Source organism: Hymenobacter sediminis, from assembly GCF_003231285.1.
Taxonomy (GTDB): Bacteria; Bacteroidota; Bacteroidia; order Cytophagales; family Hymenobacteraceae; genus Hymenobacter; species Hymenobacter sediminis.
This window is the reverse complement of sequence record NZ_QKNS01000007.1, coordinates 81,737-106,720: the sequence shown is the minus strand read 5'-3', so window position 1 is coordinate 106,720 and position 24,984 is coordinate 81,737. Positions and strand designations below refer to the sequence as shown.

Here is a 24,984-nt window from a genome sequence, read left to right as displayed (position 1 = left end):
GAAGCTCCGCGCTAGTTAATTGTAAACCGCAGTCCGGCGTATGTAAGGCGACCATAAATCGGCCCCCAGATCATGGCCGCGTCAAAATCAGGACCGAAGGGGGCGTAGGCACCCTGTATGGGATTGGGCTGACGGTAGTTGGTCAGGTTTTCTACCCCCGCGTACACCTCAAACCGCTTGAAGGCACGAGTTAGCTGAGTATTCAGCAGGGCATAGCGTGGGGCAAAAGAGAGTGTGCTTTCGCCGGTGCCGTGCTGGTGGCCTTCACTACCGGGCGCATGGGCCAGTGGGCGTTTGCCGAAACCCTGCACCGTGAAATCGGCCCTCCATTTATCGAAGGCGGTAGCATAGCCCAAATTCAGGAACAGCCGGTGCCGGGGCGTAAGCACTTTGGGCAGCAGTTCCCCGGCATAAGTGGTCTTTACGTCGAGGTATTTGTAGGCGGCTTTGGCGTGTAGCCCTTTTACCGGCTCTACCTGCACCTCGGCCTGGAAGCTGCGTGAGTAGGAGCGTCCGCCCGTAACATCCAGATTCGTGATAATCAGCTGCTCGGAGTTTGTGTAAGGGTCCGATACCACTTGGTTCTGGAACTCCGTGTGGTAGTAGTCGGTGATGAACGTGGCGGGGCGGCCAAAGGCATTAAAATACTGCGTGAAGGAGCCGCCCACGTTCCAGGCCGTTTCAGGCCGCAACATCGGGCTGATGACAAACTCCCGGGAACTGACCAGCATGCCGGAGTTTTCAGCAATGGGGTTGGCCGTACGGAAGCCCCGGCCGGCAGCCAGGCGCAGCACAGTGTTCTTAGCCGGATCGTATTTCACATTCAGGCGCGGGGTCAAGTACCAACCGTAAAGGTTATGGCGGTCAAGGCGCATGCCACCTACTACCGTCAGGTTGCGGCTGTTCTGGTAGGTGTACTCAGCGAAGGCGCCGGGTACCTGCTCCAGCCGGTTGCGGTGCTCCCGAGCGTAGCGCTGGGCCGGCGTTTCGGTGGGGTAAGTGAAGCCCGTTTTATACACCTCGCGGTAATCGTCGTGCAGGAAGCTCAGGCCCGCGCGGTAGGTATGGGCCGTAGTGCCGATGATGCTCTGAAACAGTAAGGTAGCCTGCCCTGTGCGCTGGGTGCCATCATACGTCCGCAAGCCATAGCGGGAGGTAAAATCGTGGTCGGTACCGCTGAGCATAAGCCCCAGGCTCTGGTAGGGTCGGCCGGGCCAGGTGTAGCTGGTTTTGGCGTAGCCAGTGTAGCGGTTGGTTTCTTGGGTAGTACCATAAAAGCCCCCCGGGTTTTCCTCGCGGTAGCCCAACTGGCCACCCTGGCGCGTTTCACGCAAAGCGCCTACCCCTACCTCCATCACTAAACCCTTTCCCGAGAGGTATTTCCACTTATTAAAGAGGTTGTACTGGGTAGCCAGCGGCAGGTCCAGGAAGCCATCCTTGTTGCGGTCCACGCGGCGGCCCAGGTGGTCAGTGTGCAGCAGCAGGGCGGTGCTTACCTTTTTGCTGAGGGGCGTGGCCAGGTTCAGGTTAATATCGAACTTGCCCAGGTCGTTGCCATAGGCGTTGAACAGCAGCCGCTCCGCTTTATCTGGTTCTTTGAGGCGCACGTTTACCTGTCCCGAAATGCTTTCGTAGCCATTCACCACCGAGCCCATGCCTTTGATGATATCAATGCTCTCAATCCAGGGGCCAGCCAGGTAACCTAAGCGGTAGGGTGAGGCTAGGCCGCGCAGAGCCGGTTGATTATCAATCGTAAGCAGGGAGTAGGCACCATCCAGCCCCAGCAGCTGAATCTGCTTGGCACCCGATACGGCATCCGTGGTAGAAACCTCTACGGAGGCGTTGGTTTCGAAGCTCTCAGCCAGGTTGCAGCAGGCCGATTTGGTCAGGTCGCGGCTGGTAATAACCTGGGTATTGGTGGGCGTGAGGCCGGAGTAGGAGGGGGCCCGGCCTTCCACCGTCACCTCACCCAACTCGGCGGAGCGGCGGAGCGGGATGCGTAGGTAGCTACTTCCGGAGGCTTGCACCGTATCGGGGAGGTAGCCTAGGAAGTTGATGATCAGGCGAGCGTCGGAGCCCGCAGGTCGGGCCAGGGAAAAAGAGCCCTGGCCATCAGTAGTAGCGGCGGTAGTGGGGGCGCTCAGCCAGCGCACTACCGCACCAGGAACAGGCGAGTTGGTAGTGCCATCGAGCACTTGCCCGCGCACGGGGGCCGTGGAAGCATCAGGGGTTTGGGCCGCAGCGGCAAAAGCGCTGCCCAGCATGAAGCTGGCGGCCGTCAGCAGACGGCCCGGACCGGGAAAAGAGTTCATATCGTCAGGTAGTTAGGATTTCTCTTCAGAAGCCCAACAAGGCCTTCCAGCCCGTTGAGAAACAGGTCCAGAAGAGAAATCCTAGACGATCAGGACGCCGACAAACGTGAGCAGTTCCCGCCCGGCCCGTAACGGCGGCGAAGAGTCGGCGGCATGCCACCTAGCTTCGGAAAGCAGCAGGGGAGTAGGGGGTACCGAAGGCCACACAGTAGCCGCAGGCCACGCAGGCATCAGGGCTGGTACAGGTGCTTTTACCCAGGCCAGCTCCGCTGAGGGCGCATCCAGCTTATGAAAGTGTGCGCCAAACTCGCAGCACGCCTTGGTTAGTTGGGCCTTCTTGGCCTGGTGCGAATCAGAGTGGGCCGCCGGCTTGGGAGCCGGGCAGCCATGCCGCTCGGGGCTAAAAATAACCGACGCCGTATGCTTGCCACTTTCCCGGCAGGTATGCTGCTGCACCGTCAGGCCTACCGAAGTGGTAAGTACCAGCAGAGCCAGCCAGATGCTGAAGAGCCGATGGAGCAGAGGGCGTTTCATTACACTGCAAATATACGACATACCTGCCGCTTACCCAGGTACAGAATCCGGAAACAAAAGGTACGGAATCTTACCCTACCCCTCCGCATAAGCTCAACCTTACCCTGCTAAGAATGCTACCTGATCGGGACTGACATTCTGGCAAGCTAGGTCCGGGCTACCCCCTCACTTTGGAAAAAAGCCCCCAAAAAGCCCGAAAAGACCTATTTTAGAAGTGGTAGAAAATGGTAAATCGTGGTGGCCTTTTCCGGCGGGTTCCGTACTTTTGCTATACCCCGTTCCCATGCCTGCACTTCCCTCACATGATAACCCAGCTGCTCTCCGGCGAATACGAGTGCAAGCTCGACCCCAAAGGTCGGCTAGTGCTGCCGGCGAAGGTGAAGGCTAACCTGCCCGAAGCCTCCGGCAACCAGCTGGTATTGGTGCGCGGGTTTGAGCCCTGTCTGGTGCTGTATCCCCGGGCTGCGTGGCGCGTGATTCATGAGAAGGTGATGGCGCTGGATGAGTTTAATGAGGAGTATCGGCAGTTTCAGCGTAACTTCTTTCGGGGCATGACGGAGGTAGAGCTGGATACCATCGGGCGGTTTATGCTCCCCCGGACGATGCTGCGCTACGCTGGCATCGAGAAGGAAGCCATTATTGTAGGGCTAGGCAACCGCTGCGAAATTTGGGACCCGGAGCGCTACGATGACTTCCTCATAAAAGACCAGCAGAGCTTCTCGAAGCTGGCCCAGAAATTTTTGACCACCGAAACCGGCCCTGGCGGCCCCCTGGCCGCATGAGCAACGCCTTGAACGAATACCATAACGATACTGCCTACCACCGCCCCGTGATGCTGCGCGAGTGCCTCGAAGGCCTCGACCTGCAGCCTAACGGCCGCTACGTGGATGTTACCTTCGGTGGGGGAGGGCACTCAGCCCGAATTTTAGAGCGGCTTGACGAGGCGGGCCACCTATACAGCTTCGACCAGGATGCTGATGCCGAGCACGAGGCTGAAAAGCTGGCCCGGCCCCAGTTTACCTTCATCCGCAGCAACTTCCGCTACCTGCACCAGGAGCTCAAGCGCCACGACGCCCTGCCCGTAGATGGGCTGCTGGCCGATTTAGGCGTGTCTTCGCACCAGTTTGATACGCCGGAGCGGGGCTTCAGTACCCGTTTCGATGGCCCCCTGGACATGCGCATGAACCCCGACGGGGAAGATGCTTCAGCCGCTGATATTATTAATGAGTATTCGGAGGCCGAACTGCACCGTATTTTTGGCATGTACGGGGAAGTAACTAACGCCCGCACTCTGGCCGCTACAGTTGTGTCGGCTCGGCGTGGGCAGAGCATTACCACCATTGCCGGCCTCAAAAAGGCCATTGCGCCAGTCACGCCTCGTGGCAAGGAAAACAAGTACCTGGCCCAGGTCTTCCAGGCTCTGCGCATTGAAGCCAACGATGAAATGGCGGCTCTGCAGCAAATGCTGGAGCAAACGGCACAAGTATTGCGCCCTGGCGGCCGCTTGGTAGTCATGAGCTACCATTCCTTAGAAGACCGGCTGGTGAAGAACTTCATTGCCAAAGGCAAATTCTTCGGGGAAGTAGAGAAAGACCTGTTCGGTCGCACCAGTGTGCCCTTCGAGGCTCTTACCCGCAAACCGGTGGAGGCCTCTTCTGAAGAAATAGCTCTGAACAGCCGCGCCCGCTCGGCAAAGCTGCGCATCGCAATTAAAAACTGAGCATGGCTACCAATACCCTCCGACCTGCGAATCAGCCTCGTGTGAATGCCCCGCGGCAGGTAGCGCCCATCGCGCCCGAGCCGGTGCGCCCGCCCGAGCCGGAGCCTACCCCTCCGCCCCGCCCCAAGGCACCGCGGGAGCCCCGCCCGGCCGCCCAGAAGCGTAGCACTTGGAGTGTGTTTTCGCTGCTGGAGCGCGTAACCAGGGTGGATGGGCTGTTCCGGGAAGGCTTGCCGGTGCGCTATCTGCCCCACCTGCTCTTCATTATGTTTTTGACGCTGGTGTACATCGGTAACACCCACTATGCTACCCGCATGAACCGCAGCATCCAGAAGCTAAAATTGGAAACTGAGGACCTGCGCGCCGACTACACAACCCTGAAATCGGATTATATGGAGGCCAGCAAGCAAAGCGAGGTAGCCCGCAAAGTAGCGGCCTATGGCTTGGTGGAAAGCTCTTCGCCGCCCTTCCGCATTACCGTACCCGCCGGCCGCCTGGATGAGGCCGAACTGGATATGCTCCCTATTCTGACGGCCGACTCGGTGGCTGCCATGACGGCCCGGGCCAAGGCCGACTCCCTGCGCCGGGCCGGTGGACCATCAGTCGGCGACTCGGTGGAGGTAGGCGCTCCGCCCGTTCCCATCGGCACCGACCTCAACGGCGAGCCTGCTACTGAATCTACCACTTCCAATCGTTCAGCTCAACCGCGCCGCAATGAAAGGAAACGTTAAAAAGAGCATTGTAACCCGCGTTCGGCTGGCCTTTCTGGGGGTGTGCCTGTTTTCGTGCGCCATTGTGTGGCGCGTAACCCAGGTGCAGTTCAAGGAGGGCGCCAAATGGAGTGCCCTGGAGCAGGAGCGCCGCATTGTGTACCAGCCCGTATTTGCTACCCGCGGTAACATCTACTCCGACAACGAAAGCATCATGGCGACCTCGCTGCCCTTCTACCGGGTGGCCTGGGACCCCAGCGTGGTTGATAAGGAGCTGTTTAAAACCAAAGTCGATTCGCTGGCCTTATTGCTGTCCCGCTTTTTCGGCGACCGGACGCCCGGTGAGTATGCGCGCAAGCTCCGCAATGCCAAGAATGCCAAACCCTCGGTTCGTTACCTGCGTCTGAACTCCCGTCAGATCAACTTCCAGGAGAAGAAGGAGTTAGCGAAGTGGCCCATCTTCCGGGAGGGCAAGAACAAGGGCGGTGCTATCTTCGAGAAGGTAGACAAACGCTTCCGGCCTTTCGGTGGGCTGGCTCAGCGTACCATTGGCTTCGTGAACGAGGATAAAAATGGTGCAGGCCTTGAATTTACCTTTAACCGCCACCTGGCGGGCAAAGACGGCGAGGCCCTGTTCGAACGCCTACCCGGCGGCAACAAGCCTATCTACGACGGTACCGAAGTAAAGCCCCAGCCTGGTTACGACGTGAAGACTACCCTGGACATCAACCTCCAGGACGTAGCTGAAAACGCACTGTACAAGTCGCTGGTAGAAAACAACGCTCAGTACGGAACCGTCATTCTGATGGAGGTAAAAACCGGTGAAATCAAGGCAGTAGCCAACCTGGGCAAAGTAGATGAGGGCGTGTACCGCGAAGACTATAACTACGCCATTGCTGACCAGGGCCGTACTGAACCGGGTTCTACCTTCAAGCTGGCTTCCATGATGGCTGCCTTCGAGGAAGACCCCGACCTGCAGCTGACCGACACGATTAATACCGGCAATACTGGCTCCAAAAAGATAGGCGGAGCCGTTAAAACCGACTCGCACCCCTACGGCCGCATCACCCTGCAACAGGTATTCGAGAAGTCCTCCAACATTGGGGTAGCCATGCTGGCCGACCGGGTGTTCAGCAAGAGCCCCGAGAAGTACACCGACTACCTCAAGCGCTTCGGGTTGGACAAGCCGCTGGGCTTCCAGATGGCCGGCGAGGCCCGCCCCTACATCAAAGATCCGCACGACCGGAGCTGGAGCCGGACTTCTCTCACCACCATGAGCATTGGCTATGAGCTGAAGCTGGCTCCCTTGCAGACGCTGGCCTTCTACAACGCCATTGCCAACGGAGGCGTGAAGGTGCAGCCCATGATTGTCAAGGAAATCAAGCAGGCTGATAAGGTGCTGGAACGGTTTGAAACTCAGGTACTCATTCCCAAAATCTGTTCCGATGAAACCTTGCAGAAGGTTCGGGCCATGATGGAGGGGGTAGTGGAACACGGCACGGCCCGCGGCATCCGCACCAACGACTACCTGATTGCAGGCAAAACCGGTACGGCCTGGAAGTTCAAGAACGGCGCCTACACCCGCACCTATTCTACTAGCTTCTGTGGCTATTTCCCGGCCGATAACCCCAAGTATAGCTGCATCGTCGTGGTCGATTCGCCCAAGAACGGCCGCATTTACGGCGCCGACGTAGCCGCTCCCGTATTCCGCGAGGTAGCCGACAAAGCCATGGCCCGCGACGCTGCTTCGCAACGCCCGTTGCTGGCTCGCGCGCCGGTGCGCAAGTCGCGGGTGCCAGCGGTGCCGGCTGGCATGCAGGATGAACTGTCGATGGTGTTTACCAAGCTGGGGGTGACCCACAATGGCGCAACCGGTGCCGAGGACTGGGTGCGTACCGCGCCTACCGACTCCGAAGCGGAAAGTCTGAGCCTGAAGCCTATGGCCGTGCGGCCTGGCCGAGTGCCCAACGTGCAAGGTATGACCCTCCGCGACGCACTATTTCTACTCGAGAATCGGGGCCTGAAGGTTCGGGCTGTAGGCACGGGTAGGGTGAAGGCGCAGTCGATAGCCGTGGGTTCAGCCGCCCGGCGGGGTACTACCATCGTGTTGCAGCTGGAACCCATTGGGGGACGGCTCGCAGCTCCACTGCCAGCCGCACCGCCAACCCCCAGCTTAGCCACTCTGGCCGATGCACGTACTCCGCGCTCTGAATCAGCAACAGTTAATGCCGGCAATGGCGGCAAAACTGCTGATAAAAAGAAGGCGCCTGCCCATGCGAAAGAATCCGCTAGCGCTACTCCCAAGAAAACAGAGGCTGCTAAAAAAGCTCCATCTAAAGCGGCTGCGGCAGTTATCAAACCTAAGTCGAAAGCCTAACCAGGCTTCGCTAATCAGAAAGACACAAGCGGCTTAGAGCCTGAACCGATTTGAATACACCAATTTCTCTTCCCACTCTTCTGAAAGCCGTTACGGTTCGTGCCCAGCACGGTGCTGCTGATGTGGCCGTAACCAGCCTCACCCTTGACTCGCGCCAGGCAGGCCCAGGCGCGGTGTTTTTTGCCTTACGAGGCACGGCTACCGACGGGCACCAGTTCATTCCGAAAGCGGTGGAGCAAGGGGTTGCGGTAGTGGTAGTAGAAGATTTGCCCGCCAACTTGGAGCCCGGTACTACCTACGTGCAGGTGCCGGACAGTGCTGAGGCTATGGCCCGCATGGCTGCCGAGTTCTATGGTAACCCTTCGCGGCAACTGCAGCTGGTAGGCGTAACGGGTACCAACGGTAAGACTACCTGCGCCACCATGCTGCACAAGCTGTTTCGTGAGTTGGGCTACCATTGCGGCCTGCTGAGCACGGTGCAAAACCAAATTGATGAGGAGGTTATTCCGAGCACCCACACCACGCCCGATGCCATCCGGCTGAATGAATTGCTGGCCCGCATGCTTAAGGCGGGGTGCACACATGTGTTTATGGAGGTCAGCTCCCATGCCGTGGTGCAACACCGCGTAACGGGCCTGCACTTCACGGGAGGTATCTTCACTAACCTCACTCACGACCACCTCGACTACCACGGCACCTTCGATGCTTATCTGAAAGCCAAAAAAGGCTTCTTCGATATGCTGCCGAAGTCGGCCTTTGCCCTCACCAACCAAGACGACAAGCGTGGCCCGGTGATGCTGCAGAACGTGGTAGGCCGCCGCGAGACCTATTCACTGCGTAATGCTGCCACGTTCCGGGGCCGCCTGATTGAAAACGCCGTGCACGGCCTGCACCTGGAAATTGATGGTCGCGAAGTGCAGTTCCGTCTGATTGGGGTGTTCAATGCCTACAACCTGCTGGCCATCTATGGCGCGGCGGTGCTGCTAGGCGAAGAGCCCACAGAGGTGCTAACGGTACTGTCGGGGCTGACTTCGGCGCCGGGCCGGTTCGAGCCGGTGGTATCGGAGCGGGTGCGCATTACCGGCATCGTAGATTACGCTCACACCCCCGATGCACTGGAAAATGTACTCCAAACCATTGCTGATATTCGCCAACCCAGCCAACAGGTTATTACGGTAGTAGGCTGCGGCGGCAACCGCGACGGCGCCAAGCGACCCATCATGGCCCGCCTAGCCGCTCAGCTCTCCGACCGCGCCGTGCTCACTTCTGACAACCCGCGTTTCGAGGACCCCAACGACATCCTGACCCAGATGCAGGCCGGCGTGCCCACTGAGAACCAAGGAAAAGTACTGACCATTGCGGATCGTCGCGAAGCTATTAAAACGGCTGTAGCCCTGGCTCAGCCCGGCGATATTGTGCTGGTAGCCGGTAAAGGCCACGAAACCTACCAGGAAATCAAAGGCGTGAAAACCGACTTCGACGACAAGCAGGTGCTTACCGAAATGTTCGGGTTATTAGGCAAATAGCGCTGAATAATCCAAAATCCGCACAAACGCAACGTTTGACCAGCTTTAAAAAACCTGAACCTTTGCAGCTTGGATACTCTCTGAACCCCAACTGCTGACCCTCGCGCCCATGCTCTATTACCTCTTTAATTACCTCTACAAAGTGCATCACCTGCCGGGCGCGGGTGTATTTCAATACATTTCCTTTCGGGCAGCACTGGCGGTAGTTACTTCCCTGATCATTGCGCAGTTCTTTGGTGCCCCGCTTATTCGCGCTTTGCAACGCCGGCAGATTGGTGAAACCGTGCGCGACCTGGGTCTGCAGGGCCAGATCGAGAAGAAAGGTACCCCAACTATGGGTGGGCTTATCATCTTGCTGGCCATTCTGGTGCCGGTGTTGCTGTTCGCCAAGCTCGACAACATTTACGTGGTGCTGATGCTGCTGAGCACGGTGTGGCTGGGGCTGATTGGTTTTGTAGATGACTATATTAAAGTAGTTAAGAAGGATAAGGAAGGTCTGGCCGGAAGGTTCAAGGTGCTAGGGCAGGTAGGCCTGGGTGTGACGGTAGGCTGGGTGCTGTTCTTCTCAAACGACGTAACTGTGCGCCAATACGCGCTGCCCAACGGCTCGTTCTCAGCCGTAGATGCCAGCTCCGTGTACCAGGACGTGAAGCTGATGATTACCACTGTACCCTTCCTGAAAAACAACGAGCTGAACTACGGCGACCTGTTTGCTACCGCCGGCGACTTCTTCAATGAGTACTACGCTTTCTTCTACATTCCCATCGTCATCCTGATTATTACTGCCGTCAGCAACGGTGCTAACATCACCGATGGGCTTGATGGCCTGGCGGCTGGTACGTCGGCTATTATTGGGATTACGCTGGCTATCTTCTGCTTCGTGAGCGGTAACGCTCTGCTGGCCGACTACCTCGATGTAATGTTCATTCCGAACTCGGGGGAGCTGGTAATCTTTTGCACAGCTTTCGTGGGGGCGTGCGTGGGCTTTTTGTGGTACAATAGCTACCCCGCGCAAGTGTTCATGGGCGACACGGGCTCCTTGGCCATTGGGGGCATTATTGCGGTGCTGGCCATCATTGTGCGGAAAGAACTGCTGATTCCGGTGTTGTGCGGAGTGTTTCTCATTGAAAACCTTTCGGTTATGGTGCAGGTGAGCTACTTTAAGTACACCAAGCGCAAGTACGGCGAAGGCCGCCGCTTGCTGCGCATGTCGCCGCTCCACCACCACTATCAGAAGCTAGGCTATCACGAATCCAAAATCGTATCGCGCTTCTGGATTGTGAGCATCATGCTGGCCGTCCTGACGCTGGTAACGCTGAAACTTCGCTAACCTTTCAGGCTGCCGGAGGGGTAGGGAAATGTACCATCTGTCCCCTATGCCTTCCGTCGCCTTCCTTCACATCATCACCTGAAATAACATGCACTACGTCGTACTCGGAGCCGCAGAAAGTGGGGTAGGGGCTGCGCTGCTGGCGCAGGCCAAAGGGCACACGGTGTTTGTGTCGGACCGCGGAGTTATTCGCGCTGATTACAAAGAGAAACTGACGCAGGCTGGTATTCCTTTCGAGGAAAATCAGCACACGATGGAAGAGGTCTTGAAGGCCGAAGAGGTAGTAAAAAGCCCCGGCATTCCGGAAAAGGCCCCGGTAATCCAGGCTCTGCGCGCCCAGAACACGCCTATCATTTCAGAAATCGAGCTGGCTGGGCGCTACACTCAAGCCAAGTGCATCTGCATTACCGGTACCAACGGCAAAACCACTACCACGCTGCTCACCTACCACCTACTGAAGGAAGCAGGTTTAAATGTGGGTTTGGCCGGTAACGTAGGTTATTCCCTGGCCGAGCAGATTATAGAAGACAAGCACGAGTACTACGTGGTAGAACTCAGCTCCTTCCAGCTCGACGATACCTACGAGTTTCAGCCCTGGGTTTCAGTGCTACTCAACATCACCCCCGACCACCTCGACCGGTACGGTTATTCCCTGGAAAGCTACGCCAAGGCCAAGCTGCGCATCACGCAAACCCAGGACAGCGAGCAGTATTTTATCTACAACGCCGACGACGAGACGATTCAGCGCTACTTCCCGGCCGCGCTGCGCCCGGTTATTCAGCTCCCGTTCAGCCTGCACCGCCGCCCCGATGTGCAACTGGCTGGCTACTACACCCACGAGGACTGCCTGTGCACTAACCTGGCGCCTGGTCTGGGGTTGGATGGGGAAGAAGTCAGCGTGGCCAGTTCGCCGCTTATTGGCCAGCACAACCGTCAGAATATGCTGGCGGCTGTGTTATGCGCCCGTATTGCCGAACTAACAGCCGAGCAAATCGAAGCCGGCCTGGCAACCTTCCGCAACGCCGACCATCGCCTGCAAGCCGTGGGTGAAATAGGCGGTGCTACCTTCATCAATGACAGCAAGGCCACCAACGTGGAAGCTGCCTGGTACGCCCTCGATGGTATCCGGCAGCCTATCGTCTGGATTGCCGGCGGCACTGATAAAGGTAACGATTACACTACCCTGATTCCGTTGGCTAAGTCAAAGGTGAAAGCCCTGATTTGCTTGGGAGTGGATAACGAAAAGCTGAAAGCCAGTTTTGGTGGTGTGGTGCCTCATTTAGAAGAAACACAAAGTATAACCACTGCGGTGCGCCGCGCCGCCGAGCTTGCTGCTCCCGGCGACGTGGTGGTGCTCTCTCCTGCTTGCGCTTCTTTTGACCTGTTCCGCAACTATGAGGATCGGGGCCAACAATTTGCCGCTGCTGTGGCGGAGCTGCAGAAAGCTTAATCTGCCGCGGCGCTGCCAAATAGATTGTTTATAAACTCATCACACTTCACCATTTCACTATTTCAACGCCATGGAACCCATTACCAATTGGCTGCGGCAAAATCTGAAGGGTGACCCCGTGCTTTGGGGTATCGTGCTGCTGTTTTCGTTTATCTCTATTGCGGTGGTGTACTCGGCCACGGGTACGCTGGCGTACAAGAAAATGGGCGGCAACACGGAGTACTTCCTGTTCAAGCACACTAGTCTGATTTTCGTGGGCCTGTTCTTCATGTGGCTGGCTCACCGCATTGACTACCGCTACTACTCGCGCTTGTCTCTGTACGCCCTACTGATTTCAGTGCCCTTGCTCATCTTCACTTTCGTGATGGGCTCGAACATCAACGAGGCGTCGCGCTGGTTAACCATTCCGGTTATCAACCAAACGTTCCAGCCCTCCGACTTAGCCAAACTGGCTCTGATTTCGCACCTAGCCTCAATGCTCAGCCGCCGCCAACAAAACGTTGGCGACTTCAAGACGACGCTCTTGCCAGTAATGCTGTGGGTGGGGGTTATCTGCGGGCTGATTATTCTTTCCAACGCTTCTACCGCCCTGCTGCTGTTTGCTACCTGCCTACTGCTGATGTTTATTGGCCGGGTGCCGCTTAAGCAGATGGTTGTGATGGTGGCTATTGGGGTAGTAGTAGGCGGCGTGGGCCTGGTTGCAGGTCAGCGCTACAAAACGGTACTTTCCCGCATCGAGAACTTTACGGATAAGAGCAAGCCGGTGCCGTTTCAGTTGGAGCACGCCTACATTGCCGAAGCCACGGGAGGCCTGTTTGGCAAGGGGCCTGGCAAGAGCACTGAGCGCAACATCATGCCTCACCCGTACTCCGACTTTATTTACGCCATCATCATTGAGGAGTATGGTCTGTTTGGAGGGGTAGTGGTCTTGTTTCTCTACCTAGCCTTTCTGTATCGAGGGCTGAAAACAGTAATCAACAGTTACGGTGCCTTTGGGGGGCTACTCTCGGCGGGCCTGAGTTTTAGCTTGGTGCTGCAGGCTATGGTGAACATGGGTGTGGCCGTGGGCCTAGGCCCGATTACGGGTCTGCCGCTACCCCTGCTAAGCATGGGAGGTACTTCCTTGATTTTCACTGGTATCAGCATCGGTATTATTCTGGCCGTAAGCCGGGGCGAACGAGAAATCCGACCCATGGTGGGCGAACCTGAAGATACTGCCCGTATTCCGCGCGTATCCCAGTACGCCTAGTTTCGGTTGATAGTGAAGCTACTGACCTGTCATGAGAGCCTTTGCTTTGTAATTGAGTAGGGCGCCCCGAAGCAGAGTGATACCTCTTCATATACAACCAGGAGCATGATTGCCTGTATGACTATTTACAGGACAGTCAAAGCAGGCAAAAGAATTTGCTTACCAAGAGTTTGGCGTATCGCTGTCCGCTTGGAAAGCAGTACAAGATTGATTTCATGCCTTTAACATCCACAGCATCCCATTCGGCTCCTTACCGCATCATCATCAGCGGCGGCGGCACGGGTGGGCACATTTTCCCGGCGGTGGCTATTGCCAACGAAGTACGCCGCCGCCATCCCGAGGCGGAAATCCTGTTTGTGGGCGCCAATGGCCGCATGGAAATGACGCGCGTGCCAGAGGCCGGTTATGATATTGTTGGCCTTGATATTACGGGTCTGCAGCGCAGCCTCGCGCCCCAGAACCTATTGTTTCCTATTCGGGTGATGCGCGCTGTGCGTAAGGCTGGCAAGCTTATCGAGAAGTTTCGGCCCGATGCCGTAGTGGGGGTAGGGGGGTACGCATCAGCTCCGGTGCTGCTGGCGGCTACCTCGCGCGGTATTCCGTCCCTGATTCAGGAGCAGAATTCCTATGCCGGCCTCGTCAATAAGCTACTGGCCAAGCGGGTCCAGCGCATCTGCGTGGCCTACGAAGGCATGGAGAGCTTCTTCCCCGCCAACCGGCTGGTGCTTACTGGCAACCCCGTGCGTACTGAAATAGCAGATGGGCAGCGTGCCGAAGCGCTGGCATTTTTTGGGCTGGATGCTGACCGACCGGTGTTACTGGTAATAGGAGGTAGCCTCGGTGCGCGTACACTCAACCAGGCCACGGCCGCAGCCTTGCCGCGTCTGCGCGAAGCAGGTGTGCAGCTGCTCTGGCAAACAGGTAAAGCGTACTACCCCCAGGCGCAACAGCAAGCCGCTCCGTTTGCCGCCAATAATCTGCAGGCCCTGGAGTTTGTGCGCCGCATGGACCTGGCCTATGCCGCCGCCGATGTGGTGGTTAGCCGGGCTGGGGCGCTGTCTGTATCCGAGTTGTGCCTCACGGGTAAGCCCAGCATTCTGGTCCCCTCGCCCAACGTGGCCGAAGACCACCAAACCAAGAACGCACTGGCCCTCACTCGCAAAGATGCTGCTCTGCTGGTACGAGATGAAGAAGCCGCCGCTACACTCTATGATGAGGCTCTGGCTCTGCTCCGCAACCAAACCCGCCAACAGGAGCTAGCTGCTAACATCCGGCAGCTGGCCCGGCCCCAGGCCACAGCTACCATCGTCGATGAGCTGGAAAAGCTTATGCCGGCTCGTTCTGCACGGCTCGTTTCTTAATTGCCCTCTAATTGCTTCTGACGTTGAATCCTGTAACGGCTTTTCCTCACGTATTTTTCCTCGGTATCGGCGGCATCGGCATGTCGGCCCTGGCACGCTGGTTTAAAGCCAATGGGCACTCCGTTAGTGGCTACGACAAAACGCCTACCCCCCTCACAGAAGCTCTAAGTGCCGAAGGCATAGCCGTGCACTATGAGGATGCGGTAGAAAACATTCCGGCCGAGGTACGCGAGAATCGGGCTCAAACCCTCGTAGTTCTCACGCCCGCTATTCCCAAAGACCACCAAGAATGGGCTTGGCTGCGGGAGCAGAACTACGATATCCGCAAGCGCAGCCAAGTGCTGGGCCTCCTGACCCAAGGCCGGCCAACTATTGCCGTGGCTGGAACGCACGGCAAAACAACCACCAGCAGCATGGTAGCGCACTTACTGCAGCATGCTGGCGTGCCGAGCGCGGCCTTCCTGGGTGGTATTGCCGTGAATCTGGGCTCTAACTTGTTACTACCCCCGGCTTCGGCTCCAACCGCCACTACGCCGGTAGTAGTAGAAGCCGATGAGTACGACCGAAGCTTTCTGACGCTGTTTCCTACCGTTGCCATCGTCACCAGCACCGATGCTGACCACCTGGACATTTATGGGCACAAAGAAGCACTAGTAGAGTCGTTCCGACAGTTTGTGGGGCAGATTCAGCCGGGTGGCACGCTTATCATCAATCATACCGCCGACCCCAGCGTGGCAGCGGCTGCGCCTGAGGGCGTGCAGGTACTTCGCTACGGCCTCTCACTGGAGCAGGGCCCCGAGCTCTACGCTGATGCTATTACGGCTGAGGGCCATCGGTTTCAGTTTACCTTGCACGGTCCGCAAGGAACAGTAGAAAACCTAGAATTGGCGGTGCCCGGCTACCATAACGTCGAGAATATGCTAGCCGCTGCTTGCGTAGCCCAGCTGTATGGTCTCAGTGCGGAGCAACTACAATCGGCCGTAGCCGCCTACCGCGGAGTAAAGCGCCGGTTCGAATTCATTCTTACCGCAGGTACTCCTGAGGAGCCCAAAGTGTATGTAGATGATTATGCTCATCACCCACGCGAAATTGAGGCGTTCCTACGTTCCCTACGAGCTCTATATCCGGGTCGGCAGTTACGAGTAATCTTCCAGCCCCATCTGTTCAGCCGCACCCGCGACTTTGCTCCGGGATTCGCTGAAAGCCTGAGTCTTGCGGATGAGGTAGTGCTGCTGGATATCTATCCGGCGCGGGAACTGCCTATGCCGGGCGTGACGTCGGAATTGATTTTGTCCCAAATAACGGCTCCGCTGAAAACACTGCAGTCGAAAGAAGAAATTTTGCGGAATGCCGAAACCAATCCGAATTTTGACGTATTAGCCACCGTTGGGGCCGGAGACATTGACCAGTTGGTGCCTAGATTAAAGAATATTTTGAATCTTCGCTGGAATGGAGCTGAAGCGTAAAGCGAATAACTTACTGTTTGCCACGGGCTGCCTGGTGCTGCTGCTAGCGTTGGGGGCATTTGCCGCCCTGCGGCAGGCCAATCGGCCGGTGGGTGGGGTTATTGTGTCCATTAGCAATGAATTCAATAACTTCTTTATCAGCGAACGAGAGGTAACCAGTCTGCTCACCCGCCGGGGCGAAGAACGCCTTGAAGGGGCCAATCCGGCCGATATCGACCTGAAAGACCTGGAAGCGCGCCTGAAGGCCCACAGCTTCGTCAAGGACGCTCAGGTGTACCGCGACCTGGCTGGTAACTTGCACGCCGATGTGCGCCAGAACCGTCCTATCGCCCGCCTCGTACACAGCGACACCCGCCAGGACAGCTACCTGGATGCCGATGGCAACCGGCTGCCCTTATCGCCGCTATTTACGGCACGGGTAGTGCCCATCTCCCGGCTCGGTGGTCAGCCGCTGTCAGCCAGCTTTTTTCAGGATAGCACTGGTCAGCGCTACTTGGAGTTTTTGCGTTACATCGATGAAAAGCCGTTCTGGCGCGCTCAAGTAGCTGAAGTGTTCGTTGGGTCAAATGGTAAGCTCTCCTTCACCCAGCAGGTGGGCGACCAACGTGTCGAATTTGGCTTTCCTGAGAATATTTCAGAAAAATTTGCGAAACTGATGGTATTTTACCGTCAAATTCCTCCTGTTCTCGGCTGGGATACCTATCACCGGGTCAATGTCGAGTTCAAGGACCAAATCATCTGCGAATAAAATTATCGGTCTAAAAGGCTACCTTATAGCACGTTAGGCTACCCCTTTTCCTGCAACCAACCGCAACTCTCTCGCCCTCCTCCCATGCAACACGATAAGATTGTAGTCGGCCTCGACATTGGTACCACCAAAATCTGCGCCCTAGTAGGGCGTAAGAATGAGTTTGGCAAACTCGAAATTTTGGGCATGGGTAAAGCTGTGTCGGAGGGGGTAGTGCGCGGCATTGTGTCGAACATCGATAAAACGGTGGACGCAATCCGGAAAGCTATTCGTCAGGCCGAGGAGCAGTCAGGCATCAACATTGGGGTAGTGAACGTGGGCATTGCCGGGCAGCACATCAAGAGCCTGCAGCACAATGGCAGCATCACGCGCGCCTCTGCCGATAATGAAATTACGCTGGACGATGTGAACCGCCTCACCAACGACATGTACCGGCTGGTAACCCCACCCGGCTCGGAAATCATTCACGTAATGCCCCAAGACTACAAGGTGGATTACGAGGAAGGAATTCTGGACCCTGTGGGTATGTCGGGTGTGCGGCTGGAGGGCAATTTTCACATCATCACGGCACAAAGCACGGCCATCAATAACATCAATAAGTGTGTTACCAAGGCTGGGTTGGAAATCGATAACCTCATTTTGGAGCCCTTGGCCTCCAGCATGTCGGTGCTCAGCGACGAGGAAAAGGAAGCAGGTGTAGCTCTGATTGACATCGGGGGCGGCACCACTGACCTAGCTATCTTCAAAGATGGCATCATTCGCCACGCGGCCGTGCTGCCTTTCGGCGGGAACATTATCACCTCCGACATCAAGCAAGGCTGCCTGGTGATGCAAAACCAAGCCGAGCAGCTGAAAGTGAAGTTCGGAAAGGCTATTGCTGAGGAAGCTTCTGAGTATGAAATTGTAAGCATTCCTGGTCTGCGCGACCGGGCACCGAAAGAAATTTCTCTCAAGAACTTGGCTTACATCATTGAAGCCCGGATGGAAGAAATTATTGAGCTGGTGTATGCTGAGATTCAGCGCCTGGGCTTCCACGACAAGCTGGCTGCCGGTATTGTCCTGACGGGCGGTGGTTCGCAGCTGCAGAACCTAGTGCAGCTCACGGAGTACGTAACCGGTATGGATACCCGTATCGGCTACCCTAATGAGCACCTAGGCAAAAGCAAGATTGAGGCAGTAAAGTCGCCGATGTATGCTACTACGGTGGGCCTTGTGCTGGCCGGCTACCGCTCCATCGATAACCGGGTAGCCCAGCGTGGATACGAGGAGCCTGAGCAGAACTACTACCGTGCAGCGCCCGAGGTTCGGCCTACCCCCGCCCCGGCCCCGCAACCGGTAGCCCAGCAACCGCAGCCGGCTCCACAGCCGGCCCCAGAGCAACCCAAGAAATCGTCGGGTGCCGGCGACTTCTTCCAGAAGATCATCAGCCGCACAAAAGGGCTGCTTATTGATGACTTCGACGACAAGCAATATTAAGTTAGTTATGAGTTAGTAGTTAGGAAGTATGAGTTGCCCGAAGCACAAGCAGAATGACAACTCCTACTTCCTACTTCATAGCTCATAATTTATAACTGACCCCAACTCATGAATTTCACTTTCGATATTCCGGCACAATCTAGGTCCATCATCAAGGTGATTGGCGTGGGGGGAGGCGGCTCCAATGCCGTGAACCACATGTTCAGCCAAGGCATCAAGGACGTAGAGTTCGTCATCTGCAATACCGATAAGCAGGCCCTGGCTTCCTCCACGGTGCCAAACCGCCTGCAGATTGGCGCTGACCTTACCGAAGGGCTAGGAGCTGGTGCTAACCCAGAGCGTGGCAAGCAGGCCGCCATTGAGAGTCGCGAACAGATTCGGGAGCTGCTCAGCAATGGTACCAAAATGGTGTTTATTACGGCAGGTATGGGTGGCGGTACTGGTACTGGCGCGGCGCCCGTAATTGCCAAAGTTGCCAAAGAGCTTGGTATTCTCACGGTAGGCATCGTGACGGCGCCTTTCATGTTTGAAGGCAAGAAAAAGCGCCAGCAGGCGGAGCACGGCATTAAGGAGCTGAGCGACAACTGCGATACGGTACTGGTAATTCTCAACGATAAGCTGCGTGAGATTTACGGTAATCTGCCCATCCGCTCGGCCTTTGCGAAGGCTGATAACGTGCTGAGTACGGCTGCCAAGTCTATTGCCGAAATCATTACGGTTACGGCCGATGTGAACGTGGACTTTGAAGACGTGAAAACCGTCATGAAGGACTCGGGCGCAGCCGTAATGGGTAGCAGCATCACGGAGGGTGAGAACCGTGCCCAGCGTGCAGCTGAGGAGGCACTGGCTTCGCCACTGCTGAACAACACCGATATTCACGGAGCCCAGAAAATTCTGCTCAGCATTATGTCGGGTGATCAGGCAGAGCTGGAAATGGATGAACTCACGGAAATCACGGAGTACATCCAAGACAAAGCCGGCCAGAATGCCGAAGTTATCTTTGGCCACGGTATTGATCCGACCCTGGGCCAGAGCATCCGGGTAACGGTAATTGCCACTGGTTTCGCTCGCGACGCGCACAACATTACCAACGTGGTAGCGCGTAGCAGCAGCAATGAGACAGAAAACTCGGCCAGCAATCAACCTGACCCACAAATCAATATTTTTGACAAAGACCGTCAGGAGGCTCCGGTGGTGCCCACTTTCGGCTCGCCGGTGCCTGCTACCCCCGAAGCTCAGCCGGTAAAGTATGATTTGGAGGCTTCTCCGGCTCCGGTTGGCTACGTTCCGCCGGTAGTGTCGGCTCCATCTGCTCCCGCCCCCGATCCGGTTCTGTATCAGCAGGCTGCTCCACAGCCCGCAGTTACACACCATGCGCTACCCCGTCCGTCGTTGGATGCGCGTGCGGAAGAGCGTCGGCAGCGCCTGCAGGCCCTGAGCAACGGACTTACGAACGATGCTATCAAAGACCAATTGGAAACCCCAGCTTACCTGCGTCGGCAGGTAAAATTGGAAAACGTTGTGCCCTCGTCAGAAGAAAATATCAGCCGTTTCAACCTTTCGGATGACAACGAGTTACTAGGCGACAACCGCTTCCTGCACGATAATGTAGATTAGGCTGCCTCTAGTAGAGGTGGTAAAAAAGCGCGGGCCACTCATCGGAGTGGCCCGCGCTTTTACTTTTGGTTAGGGTCGAGGCGGTAATGAGTCGGTAGGTATGGCCAGCGAATCGGAGGCGTTCTGAGCTGGTGCAGCCATTTCTCGGTCGGGATTTAACATTCTTCCTCGCTGCGAGCGTGGCGCTGACATACAGGCACCTAGTAGCAGAACGCCACATAGAAACCCAAATAGACGGTAGAAGGGCATAAGAGGAAAGAAGGTGTGCGGAGTGAAGCCAGCCCCTACCCCCTCAATGGCAGTAAAGGCTAGCAAAGAGCTATAGAAAACCTGACAGTGAAAAAGGTGTCTTCACCTCTTTAGTGCTGAACCAAAGAGTAGGCTAGGGCTTAAACGGATCAGAAAACCGTTTATCCGTAATAAAAGTGGAGTCCGTCAGGGTTTTGAGGAAAGCAACAAGCTGGGCTTTCTCCGTGGCGGTAAGATCCAGCCGGGTGCCACCGGGTGTGTTAGACATCAGCACATTGACATCTACCCCCGGACTAGCCGCTTGGACGTGTTCATTATAGTGGTCCAGAACCTGCTCCAGCGTCTGGAACCGGCCATCGTGCATGTAGGGAGCAGTCAGGGCAATATTGCGCAGGGTAGGAGCGCGGAACTTACCCCGGTCGGTGCTTTGATTGGTAACGCCTGCCCGCCCGATATCCGTGAAAGCTACGTCCAAGCCATTATTGAAGAAGTCGGGGGAGCTGAACAGGCCATCCTCGCTGATATGGCAATGGTGGCAAGCGGCGCCGCGCACGAAAAAGCCGCTCACCTGGTCGGGGTGGTTGGCAAACAAAGCAGCTCCCGCCCGTTCAGTTGCCGTAAGCGTGCCTTCTTTACGGATGTATTTGTCGTAACGCGAGTTAGCTGAAATCAAGGTCCGCTCAAACTGAGCCAGAGCCTTGAGGACGTTTGCTTCGGTGATGGTGCTACTCCCGAAGGCTTGCTGGAAAAGCGGAGGGTAGAGGTCAGTCTGCTGAAGCTTTTGCACGCCAGTAGCCAGCAACTGGTGCATTTCCAGCGGATTTTCGATAGGCAGCCGAGCTTGTTGTTCCAGACTGGTAGCAGCTCCATCCCAGTTCAGAGTTTTCTCCCATAGCACATTAGCCAGCGACATAGTGCCGCGTGCATGCTGACCGTCTACGCCAGCAGCTCTGGCCAACCCATCCGTAAACGCCTTGCTTTGCTGGTGGCAGCTACCGCACGACTGCGTGCCCGTGCGCGACAATCGGACTTCATAAAATAGCTTACGCCCCAGCGCTACCCCTTCCTCCGTGAGCGGGTTGTCACTGGGTACCCCCACGTTCTGCGGAAGGTTGGTGGGTAGCACCAAGGCATAGGGAGTAGTTACGGTAGGATTCTGGCCAGCTTCTTCACCGCCCGAAGAACTGCAAGCTGTCAACCAGCTTGTAGGTAGCGCTGCCGCTAGCAATACCCAGCGTCCGAATCGAAGTAAAGAAATAGAAGCCATATGCAGCCTTACTAAGCAGGTAGCTCAAGTTACCACTATTCGCCTGAATTGTTAAGCTCTGCTGTTTGTGGTTGCAACGTACAGGACTCTTCCTAAAATTGTAGTAAGCGTGCTGCCTGTTCGCGCAAGAGCTGCTGATATAGCGGTTCTGTAATTTGGCCTTCAGTAGTCAGATGCTGATCAATAAAGGGTAGTCGAACTCGCTCGGGTAGCACTGCTGTGCCCAAGTACATCAACACGTCCGTTAAATGGTTAAGCGGCAGAATTCCGCCTTGGCTTCCGCTACTTAGGCCCACGAGGGCAGCTTTTTTTCCACGGATACCACCGGGGTAGGGGAGCCCATCAATAAACGCCTTCAGCACGCCGGGAAAAGAGCAGTTGTATTCCGGAACCACGAAAACCAGCTTATCAGCCTCTTCTGCCAAGGAAACTAGTCGGTTAAATTCGTCGTGCCGGCCAGTGTTAGCATACAGGGCAGAGGTAGTGAAGTCCAGCGGAAGCTCTGTCAGGTCCAGCAACTGGGCGGCGGCGCCGTGCTCGGCAAGTAACTCTGCGTAAAAGTTGGCCACGCGGCGGGCGCGGGAGTTCGGCCGGTTAGTACCGGCAATGATGGTAATCATCAAAGAGGGGCGTTGATAAATGAGGTTTGGAGGCGAGTAAGAGGGTAGGCCCCCTTACTCGTCGTAAATAAAAGAGCAACAAAAAAGCGAAACGGAAGTCCGTTTCGCTTTTTGGAATCCTTTCGGAATAACCGGAAACTTTATGCCAAGTTATTCGAAGTTGCTTTGGCCGACAGGAATTCGCGGTTCAGGATAGCAATGTTCTCCAGCGAGATGCCCACAGGGCACTCGGCAGCACAAGAGCCGATGTTAGTGCAGGCACCAAAACCTTCCTTATCCATCTGAGCTACCATGTTCTCTACCCGCGACTTACGTTCTACATGGCCCTGCGGCAGCAAAGCCAGCTGCGATACCTTAGCCGACACGAACAGCATGGCCGAGGCATTTTTGCAGGATGCTACGCAGGCACCACAAGCAATGCAAGTAGCAGCTTCAAACGCACGGTCTGCAATTTCCTTCGGAATTGGAATTTCGTTGGCGTCGGGAGTGCCACCGGTATTTACCGAGATATAGCCACCAGCCTGAATAATCCGGTCGAACGCTGAGCGGTCTACGCTCAGGTCTTTGTTTACAGGGAAAGCATTAGCACGCCAGGGCTCAATCGTAATGGTGTCACCATCGTTGAACTTACGCATGTGCAACTGGCAGGTCGTCGTGCCCGGCTCCGGGCCGTGGGCACGGCCGTTAATAAACAGGTTGCACGAGCCACAGATACCTTCGCGGCAGTCGTGGTCAAAGGCAACCGGCTCTTCGCCCTTGCGCAGTAGGTCCTCGTTTAGAACGTCCAGCATTTCCAGGAACGACATGTCGGGGGAGATGTCTTTTACCTGGTAATCCACGATGCCACCTTGTGTGTTGCGGTTTTTCTGCCGCCACACTTTCAGGGTAAGGTTCATGGGTTTGGCATTGGGGTTACTTCCAGCCATTTTATTTCAAGAGTATTGAGTAGTGAGTATGAGGTAGTGAGAGGTTGAAGCGAAGCGCAGGGGTAGGGAAACCACCCCTGCGCTCAGGCTCACTACTTGTAGCTGCGTTGGGTAAGCTTCACGTTTTCGAAACGTAAATCTTCCTTATGAAGTGCCGAAACCTGGTTATCGCCAGTGTATTCCCAGGCAGCCACATAAGTAAAGTTCTCGTCGTCGCGCAGTGCTTCGCCTTCAGGCGTCTGGTATTCCTCGCGGAAGTGGCCGCCGCAGCTTTCGTTACGGTGGTAGGCATCATCTACCATCAGCTCGCCCAGTTCCAGGAAGTCGGCAACGCGGCCGGCTTTCTCCAGTGCCTGGTTCATCTCAGCTTCTGTACCCACTAGTTTCAGGTCGCTCCAGAATTCCCGGCGCAGCTTCTGAATTTCCGCTTTGGCGTGTTGCAAGCCCTCGGCGGTGCGGGCCATGCCGCAGTATTCCCACATAATGTGGCCCAGGGCCTTGTGGAAATCGTCAGGGGTGCGGGTGCCATTGATGCTCATCAGCTTTTGCACGCGGGCGCGTACTTCGGCTTCAGCCTCTTTAAAGGCCGGATGCTCAGTAGTAACCGGCTTAGGTGGCGTTTGAGCCAGATAGTCCCCAATGGTATAGGGAATTACGAAGTAGCCGTCGGCCAGACCTTGCATCAGAGCCGAAGCGCCAAGGCGGTTGGCACCGTGGTCTGAGAAGTTGCACTCACCAGTTGCGTACAGGCCGGGCACCGTAGTTTGCAGGTTGTAATCTACCCAGAGGCCACCCATGGTATAGTGCACGGCTGGGTAAATACGCATGGGCTGCTCGTAGGGGTTCTCGCCGGTAATCTTGGCGTACATATCGAACAGGTTACCATACTTCTGACTTACCCAGTCAGCGCCATTGCGCTTAATAGCGTCGGCAAAGTCAAGGAATACGGCCAGGCCAGAACTGCCTACCCCACGTCCTTCGTCGCACATCATTTTGGCGTTGCGCGAAGCTACGTCGCGCGGTACCAGGTTACCGAAAGCGGGGTATTTGCGCTCCAGGAAGTAGTCACGGTCTTCTTCCTTGATATCGTTCACCCGGATTTCGCCCTTGCGCAGGCGCTCGGCCGTAGCCTTCTCCTTCGGTACCCATACGCGGCCGTCGTTACGCAACGACTCCGACATCAGCGTCAGCTTCGACTGGTAATCGCCCGATACCGGGATGCAGGTAGGGTGAATCTGGGTGAAGCAGGGGTTAGCGAAGTAAGCCCCTTTTTTGTGTGCACGCCAGGCTGCCGTAGCGTTGCTGTATTTAGCGTTGGTGCTCAGATAGAACACGTTGCCGTACCCGCCGGTAGCTAGTACCACAGCATGGCCCGCGTGCTGCTCAATCTCGCCGGTAATCAGGTTACGGGTGATGATACCCCGCGCCTGACCATCCACGATAACTACATCCAGCATTTCGGTGCGGGTGTAGAGCTTCACTTTGCCATAAGCTACCTGACGAGAAAGCGCTGAGTAAGCACCTAACAGTAGCTGCTGTCCGGTTTGGCCCCGGGCGTAGAACGTGCGGCTTACCTGGGCTCCTCCGAAGGAGCGGTTAGCCAACAGTCCGCCGTATTCACGGGCGAAAGGAACACCCTGCGCTACGCACTGGTCAATGATGTTTACCGATACTTGGGCCAGACGATACACGTTGGCCTCGCGGGCACGGTAGTCACCCCCCTTGATAGTATCGTAGAACAGGCGGTACACGGAGTCACCGTCGTTCTGGTAGTTTTTAGCAGCATTGATGCCCCCCTGCGCGGCAATCGAGTGAGCCCGGCGCGGAGAGTCGTGGTAAGTAAATGCTTTTACGTTGTAGCCCAGCTCAGCCAGCGAAGCTGCTGCCGAAGCACCGGCCAGACCGGTACCTACTACAATAACATCGTATTTCCGCTTGTTGGCGGGGTTTACGAGCTTAACGTTGAATTTATGCTTATCCCACTTTTCGGCCAACGGGCCTTCGGGAATTTTGGAATCCGGAAACATCGGCGGTCGAGTTTAGGAC

General features: G+C 56.3%; 19 protein-coding genes. 13 read left to right on the top strand and 6 right to left on the bottom strand.

All coding sequences use genetic code 11. The features are described 5' to 3' along the window. Positions 1 to 11: 11 nt before the first annotated feature. Together DNI29_RS18015 and DNI29_RS18010 are read right to left on the bottom strand one after the other, a co-directional pair. A complete protein-coding gene (locus DNI29_RS18015) occupies positions 12 to 2,312 on the bottom strand; it encodes a TonB-dependent receptor (RefSeq protein WP_110979526.1) in 2,301 nt (766 codons plus the stop codon). A gap of 81 nt (positions 2,313 to 2,393) precedes the next feature. Then, positions 2,394 to 2,846: an HYC_CC_PP family protein gene (locus tag DNI29_RS18010; protein ID WP_110979525.1), complete on the bottom strand. Its 453-nt coding sequence runs from the start codon at positions 2,844 to 2,846 to the stop codon at positions 2,394 to 2,396. A gap of 302 nt (positions 2,847 to 3,148) precedes the next feature. Here DNI29_RS18010 and mraZ point away from each other — a divergent pair, with 302 nt between their 5' ends. From mraZ to ftsZ, 13 genes are all read left to right on the top strand, one after another. Beyond that, positions 3,149 to 3,628: a division/cell wall cluster transcriptional repressor MraZ gene (gene mraZ / locus DNI29_RS18005; RefSeq protein ID WP_110979524.1), complete on the top strand. Its 480-nt coding sequence runs from the start codon at positions 3,149 to 3,151 to the stop codon at positions 3,626 to 3,628. Continuing rightward, positions 3,625 to 4,566 carry a 16S rRNA (cytosine(1402)-N(4))-methyltransferase RsmH gene (gene rsmH / locus DNI29_RS18000; RefSeq protein ID WP_202910517.1) on the top strand — a complete coding sequence of 314 codons (942 nt, stop codon included), beginning with the start codon at positions 3,625 to 3,627 and terminating at the stop codon, positions 4,564 to 4,566. The genes mraZ and rsmH overlap by 4 nt, the downstream gene beginning before the upstream one ends. Positions 4,567 to 4,568: 2 nt before the next feature. After that, a complete protein-coding gene (locus DNI29_RS24750; RefSeq protein ID WP_202910515.1) occupies positions 4,569 to 5,297 on the top strand; it encodes an FtsL-like putative cell division protein in 729 nt (242 codons plus the stop codon). Beyond that, the gene (locus tag DNI29_RS17990; protein WP_238388136.1) at positions 5,281 to 7,653 is read left to right on the top strand and encodes a PASTA domain-containing penicillin-binding protein; all 2,373 of its coding nucleotides are present in this window, start codon (positions 5,281 to 5,283) and stop codon (positions 7,651 to 7,653) included. The genes DNI29_RS24750 and DNI29_RS17990 overlap by 17 nt, the downstream gene beginning before the upstream one ends. 62 nt (positions 7,654 to 7,715) lie before the next feature. After that, positions 7,716 to 9,179, top strand: coding sequence for a UDP-N-acetylmuramoyl-L-alanyl-D-glutamate--2,6-diaminopimelate ligase (locus tag DNI29_RS17985; protein ID WP_110979757.1), 1,464 nt, complete (start codon positions 7,716 to 7,718; stop codon positions 9,177 to 9,179). 109 nt (positions 9,180 to 9,288) lie between these two features. Further along, the gene (gene mraY / locus DNI29_RS17980) at positions 9,289 to 10,509 is read left to right on the top strand and encodes a phospho-N-acetylmuramoyl-pentapeptide-transferase (protein ID WP_110979523.1); all 1,221 of its coding nucleotides are present in this window, start codon (positions 9,289 to 9,291) and stop codon (positions 10,507 to 10,509) included. 88 nt (positions 10,510 to 10,597) lie between these two features. After that, positions 10,598 to 11,959 (top strand): UDP-N-acetylmuramoyl-L-alanine--D-glutamate ligase, encoded by a 1,362-nt coding sequence (murD, locus tag DNI29_RS17975; protein ID WP_110979522.1) that lies wholly within the window; start codon positions 10,598 to 10,600, stop codon positions 11,957 to 11,959. Positions 11,960 to 12,029: 70 nt separating this feature from the next. Continuing rightward, positions 12,030 to 13,208, top strand: a complete 1,179-nt coding sequence (locus tag DNI29_RS17970) for an FtsW/RodA/SpoVE family cell cycle protein (RefSeq protein WP_110979521.1) — start codon at positions 12,030 to 12,032, stop codon at positions 13,206 to 13,208. A gap of 215 nt (positions 13,209 to 13,423) precedes the next feature. Beyond that, complete coding sequence (gene murG, locus DNI29_RS17965; RefSeq protein WP_110979756.1) at positions 13,424 to 14,569, top strand: undecaprenyldiphospho-muramoylpentapeptide beta-N-acetylglucosaminyltransferase; 1,146 nt, start codon at positions 13,424 to 13,426, stop codon at positions 14,567 to 14,569. A gap of 23 nt (positions 14,570 to 14,592) precedes the next feature. Next, positions 14,593 to 16,035 carry a UDP-N-acetylmuramate--L-alanine ligase gene (murC, locus tag DNI29_RS17960; protein ID WP_438834631.1) on the top strand — a complete coding sequence of 481 codons (1,443 nt, stop codon included), beginning with the start codon at positions 14,593 to 14,595 and terminating at the stop codon, positions 16,033 to 16,035. Continuing rightward, entirely contained in the window at positions 16,019 to 16,783 is a 765-nt protein-coding gene (locus DNI29_RS17955) for a cell division protein FtsQ/DivIB (RefSeq protein WP_110979520.1), read from the top strand. Before murC ends, DNI29_RS17955 begins: the two co-directional genes overlap by 17 nt. Before the next feature lie 84 nt (positions 16,784 to 16,867). Then, the gene (gene ftsA / locus DNI29_RS17950) at positions 16,868 to 18,259 is read left to right on the top strand and encodes a cell division protein FtsA (RefSeq protein ID WP_110979519.1); all 1,392 of its coding nucleotides are present in this window, start codon (positions 16,868 to 16,870) and stop codon (positions 18,257 to 18,259) included. A 108-nt stretch (positions 18,260 to 18,367) separates the two neighbouring features. After that, positions 18,368 to 19,876, top strand: coding sequence for a cell division protein FtsZ (gene ftsZ / locus DNI29_RS17945; protein ID WP_110979518.1), 1,509 nt, complete (start codon positions 18,368 to 18,370; stop codon positions 19,874 to 19,876). Between the two features lie 382 nt (positions 19,877 to 20,258). Here ftsZ and DNI29_RS17940 read toward each other — a convergent pair whose 3' ends face one another. The 4 genes from DNI29_RS17940 to DNI29_RS17925 form a co-directional block, all read right to left on the bottom strand. Then, on the bottom strand, positions 20,259 to 21,392 hold the full coding sequence (locus DNI29_RS17940) for a cytochrome-c peroxidase (RefSeq protein ID WP_110979517.1): 1,134 nt from the start codon (positions 21,390 to 21,392) through the stop codon (positions 20,259 to 20,261). 92 nt (positions 21,393 to 21,484) lie between these two features. Then, positions 21,485 to 22,012, bottom strand: a complete 528-nt coding sequence (locus tag DNI29_RS17935; protein WP_110979754.1) for an NADPH-dependent FMN reductase — start codon at positions 22,010 to 22,012, stop codon at positions 21,485 to 21,487. Positions 22,013 to 22,152: 140 nt separating this feature from the next. Then, the gene (locus DNI29_RS17930; RefSeq protein ID WP_110979753.1) at positions 22,153 to 22,908 is read right to left on the bottom strand and encodes a succinate dehydrogenase/fumarate reductase iron-sulfur subunit; all 756 of its coding nucleotides are present in this window, start codon (positions 22,906 to 22,908) and stop codon (positions 22,153 to 22,155) included. 122 nt (positions 22,909 to 23,030) lie between these two features. Next, entirely contained in the window at positions 23,031 to 24,965 is a 1,935-nt protein-coding gene (locus tag DNI29_RS17925) for a fumarate reductase/succinate dehydrogenase flavoprotein subunit (protein ID WP_110979516.1), read from the bottom strand. Between the last annotated feature and the right edge of the window lie 19 nt (positions 24,966 to 24,984).

Coding starts and splice junctions, on each gene's coding strand:
- DNI29_RS18015 (WP_110979526.1), bottom strand. CDS start 2,312: ATGAACTCTTTTCCCGGTCCGGGCCGTCTGCTGACGGCCGCCAGCTTC.
- DNI29_RS18010 (WP_110979525.1), bottom strand. CDS start 2,846: ATGAAACGCCCTCTGCTCCATCGGCTCTTCAGCATCTGGCTGGCTCTG.
- mraZ (WP_110979524.1), top strand. CDS start 3,149: ATGATAACCCAGCTGCTCTCCGGCGAATACGAGTGCAAGCTCGACCCC.
- rsmH (WP_202910517.1), top strand. CDS start 3,625: ATGAGCAACGCCTTGAACGAATACCATAACGATACTGCCTACCACCGC.
- DNI29_RS24750 (WP_202910515.1), top strand. CDS start 4,569: ATGGCTACCAATACCCTCCGACCTGCGAATCAGCCTCGTGTGAATGCC.
- DNI29_RS17990 (WP_238388136.1), top strand. CDS start 5,281: ATGAAAGGAAACGTTAAAAAGAGCATTGTAACCCGCGTTCGGCTGGCC.
- mraY (WP_110979523.1), top strand. CDS start 9,289: ATGCTCTATTACCTCTTTAATTACCTCTACAAAGTGCATCACCTGCCG.
- murD (WP_110979522.1), top strand. CDS start 10,598: ATGCACTACGTCGTACTCGGAGCCGCAGAAAGTGGGGTAGGGGCTGCG.
- DNI29_RS17970 (WP_110979521.1), top strand. CDS start 12,030: ATGGAACCCATTACCAATTGGCTGCGGCAAAATCTGAAGGGTGACCCC.
- murG (WP_110979756.1), top strand. CDS start 13,424: ATGCCTTTAACATCCACAGCATCCCATTCGGCTCCTTACCGCATCATC.
- DNI29_RS17955 (WP_110979520.1), top strand. CDS start 16,019: ATGGAGCTGAAGCGTAAAGCGAATAACTTACTGTTTGCCACGGGCTGC.
- ftsA (WP_110979519.1), top strand. CDS start 16,868: ATGCAACACGATAAGATTGTAGTCGGCCTCGACATTGGTACCACCAAA.
- ftsZ (WP_110979518.1), top strand. CDS start 18,368: ATGAATTTCACTTTCGATATTCCGGCACAATCTAGGTCCATCATCAAG.
- DNI29_RS17940 (WP_110979517.1), bottom strand. CDS start 21,392: ATGGCTTCTATTTCTTTACTTCGATTCGGACGCTGGGTATTGCTAGCG.
- DNI29_RS17935 (WP_110979754.1), bottom strand. CDS start 22,012: ATGATTACCATCATTGCCGGTACTAACCGGCCGAACTCCCGCGCCCGC.
- DNI29_RS17930 (WP_110979753.1), bottom strand. CDS start 22,908: ATGAACCTTACCCTGAAAGTGTGGCGGCAGAAAAACCGCAACACACAA.
- DNI29_RS17925 (WP_110979516.1), bottom strand. CDS start 24,965: ATGTTTCCGGATTCCAAAATTCCCGAAGGCCCGTTGGCCGAAAAGTGG.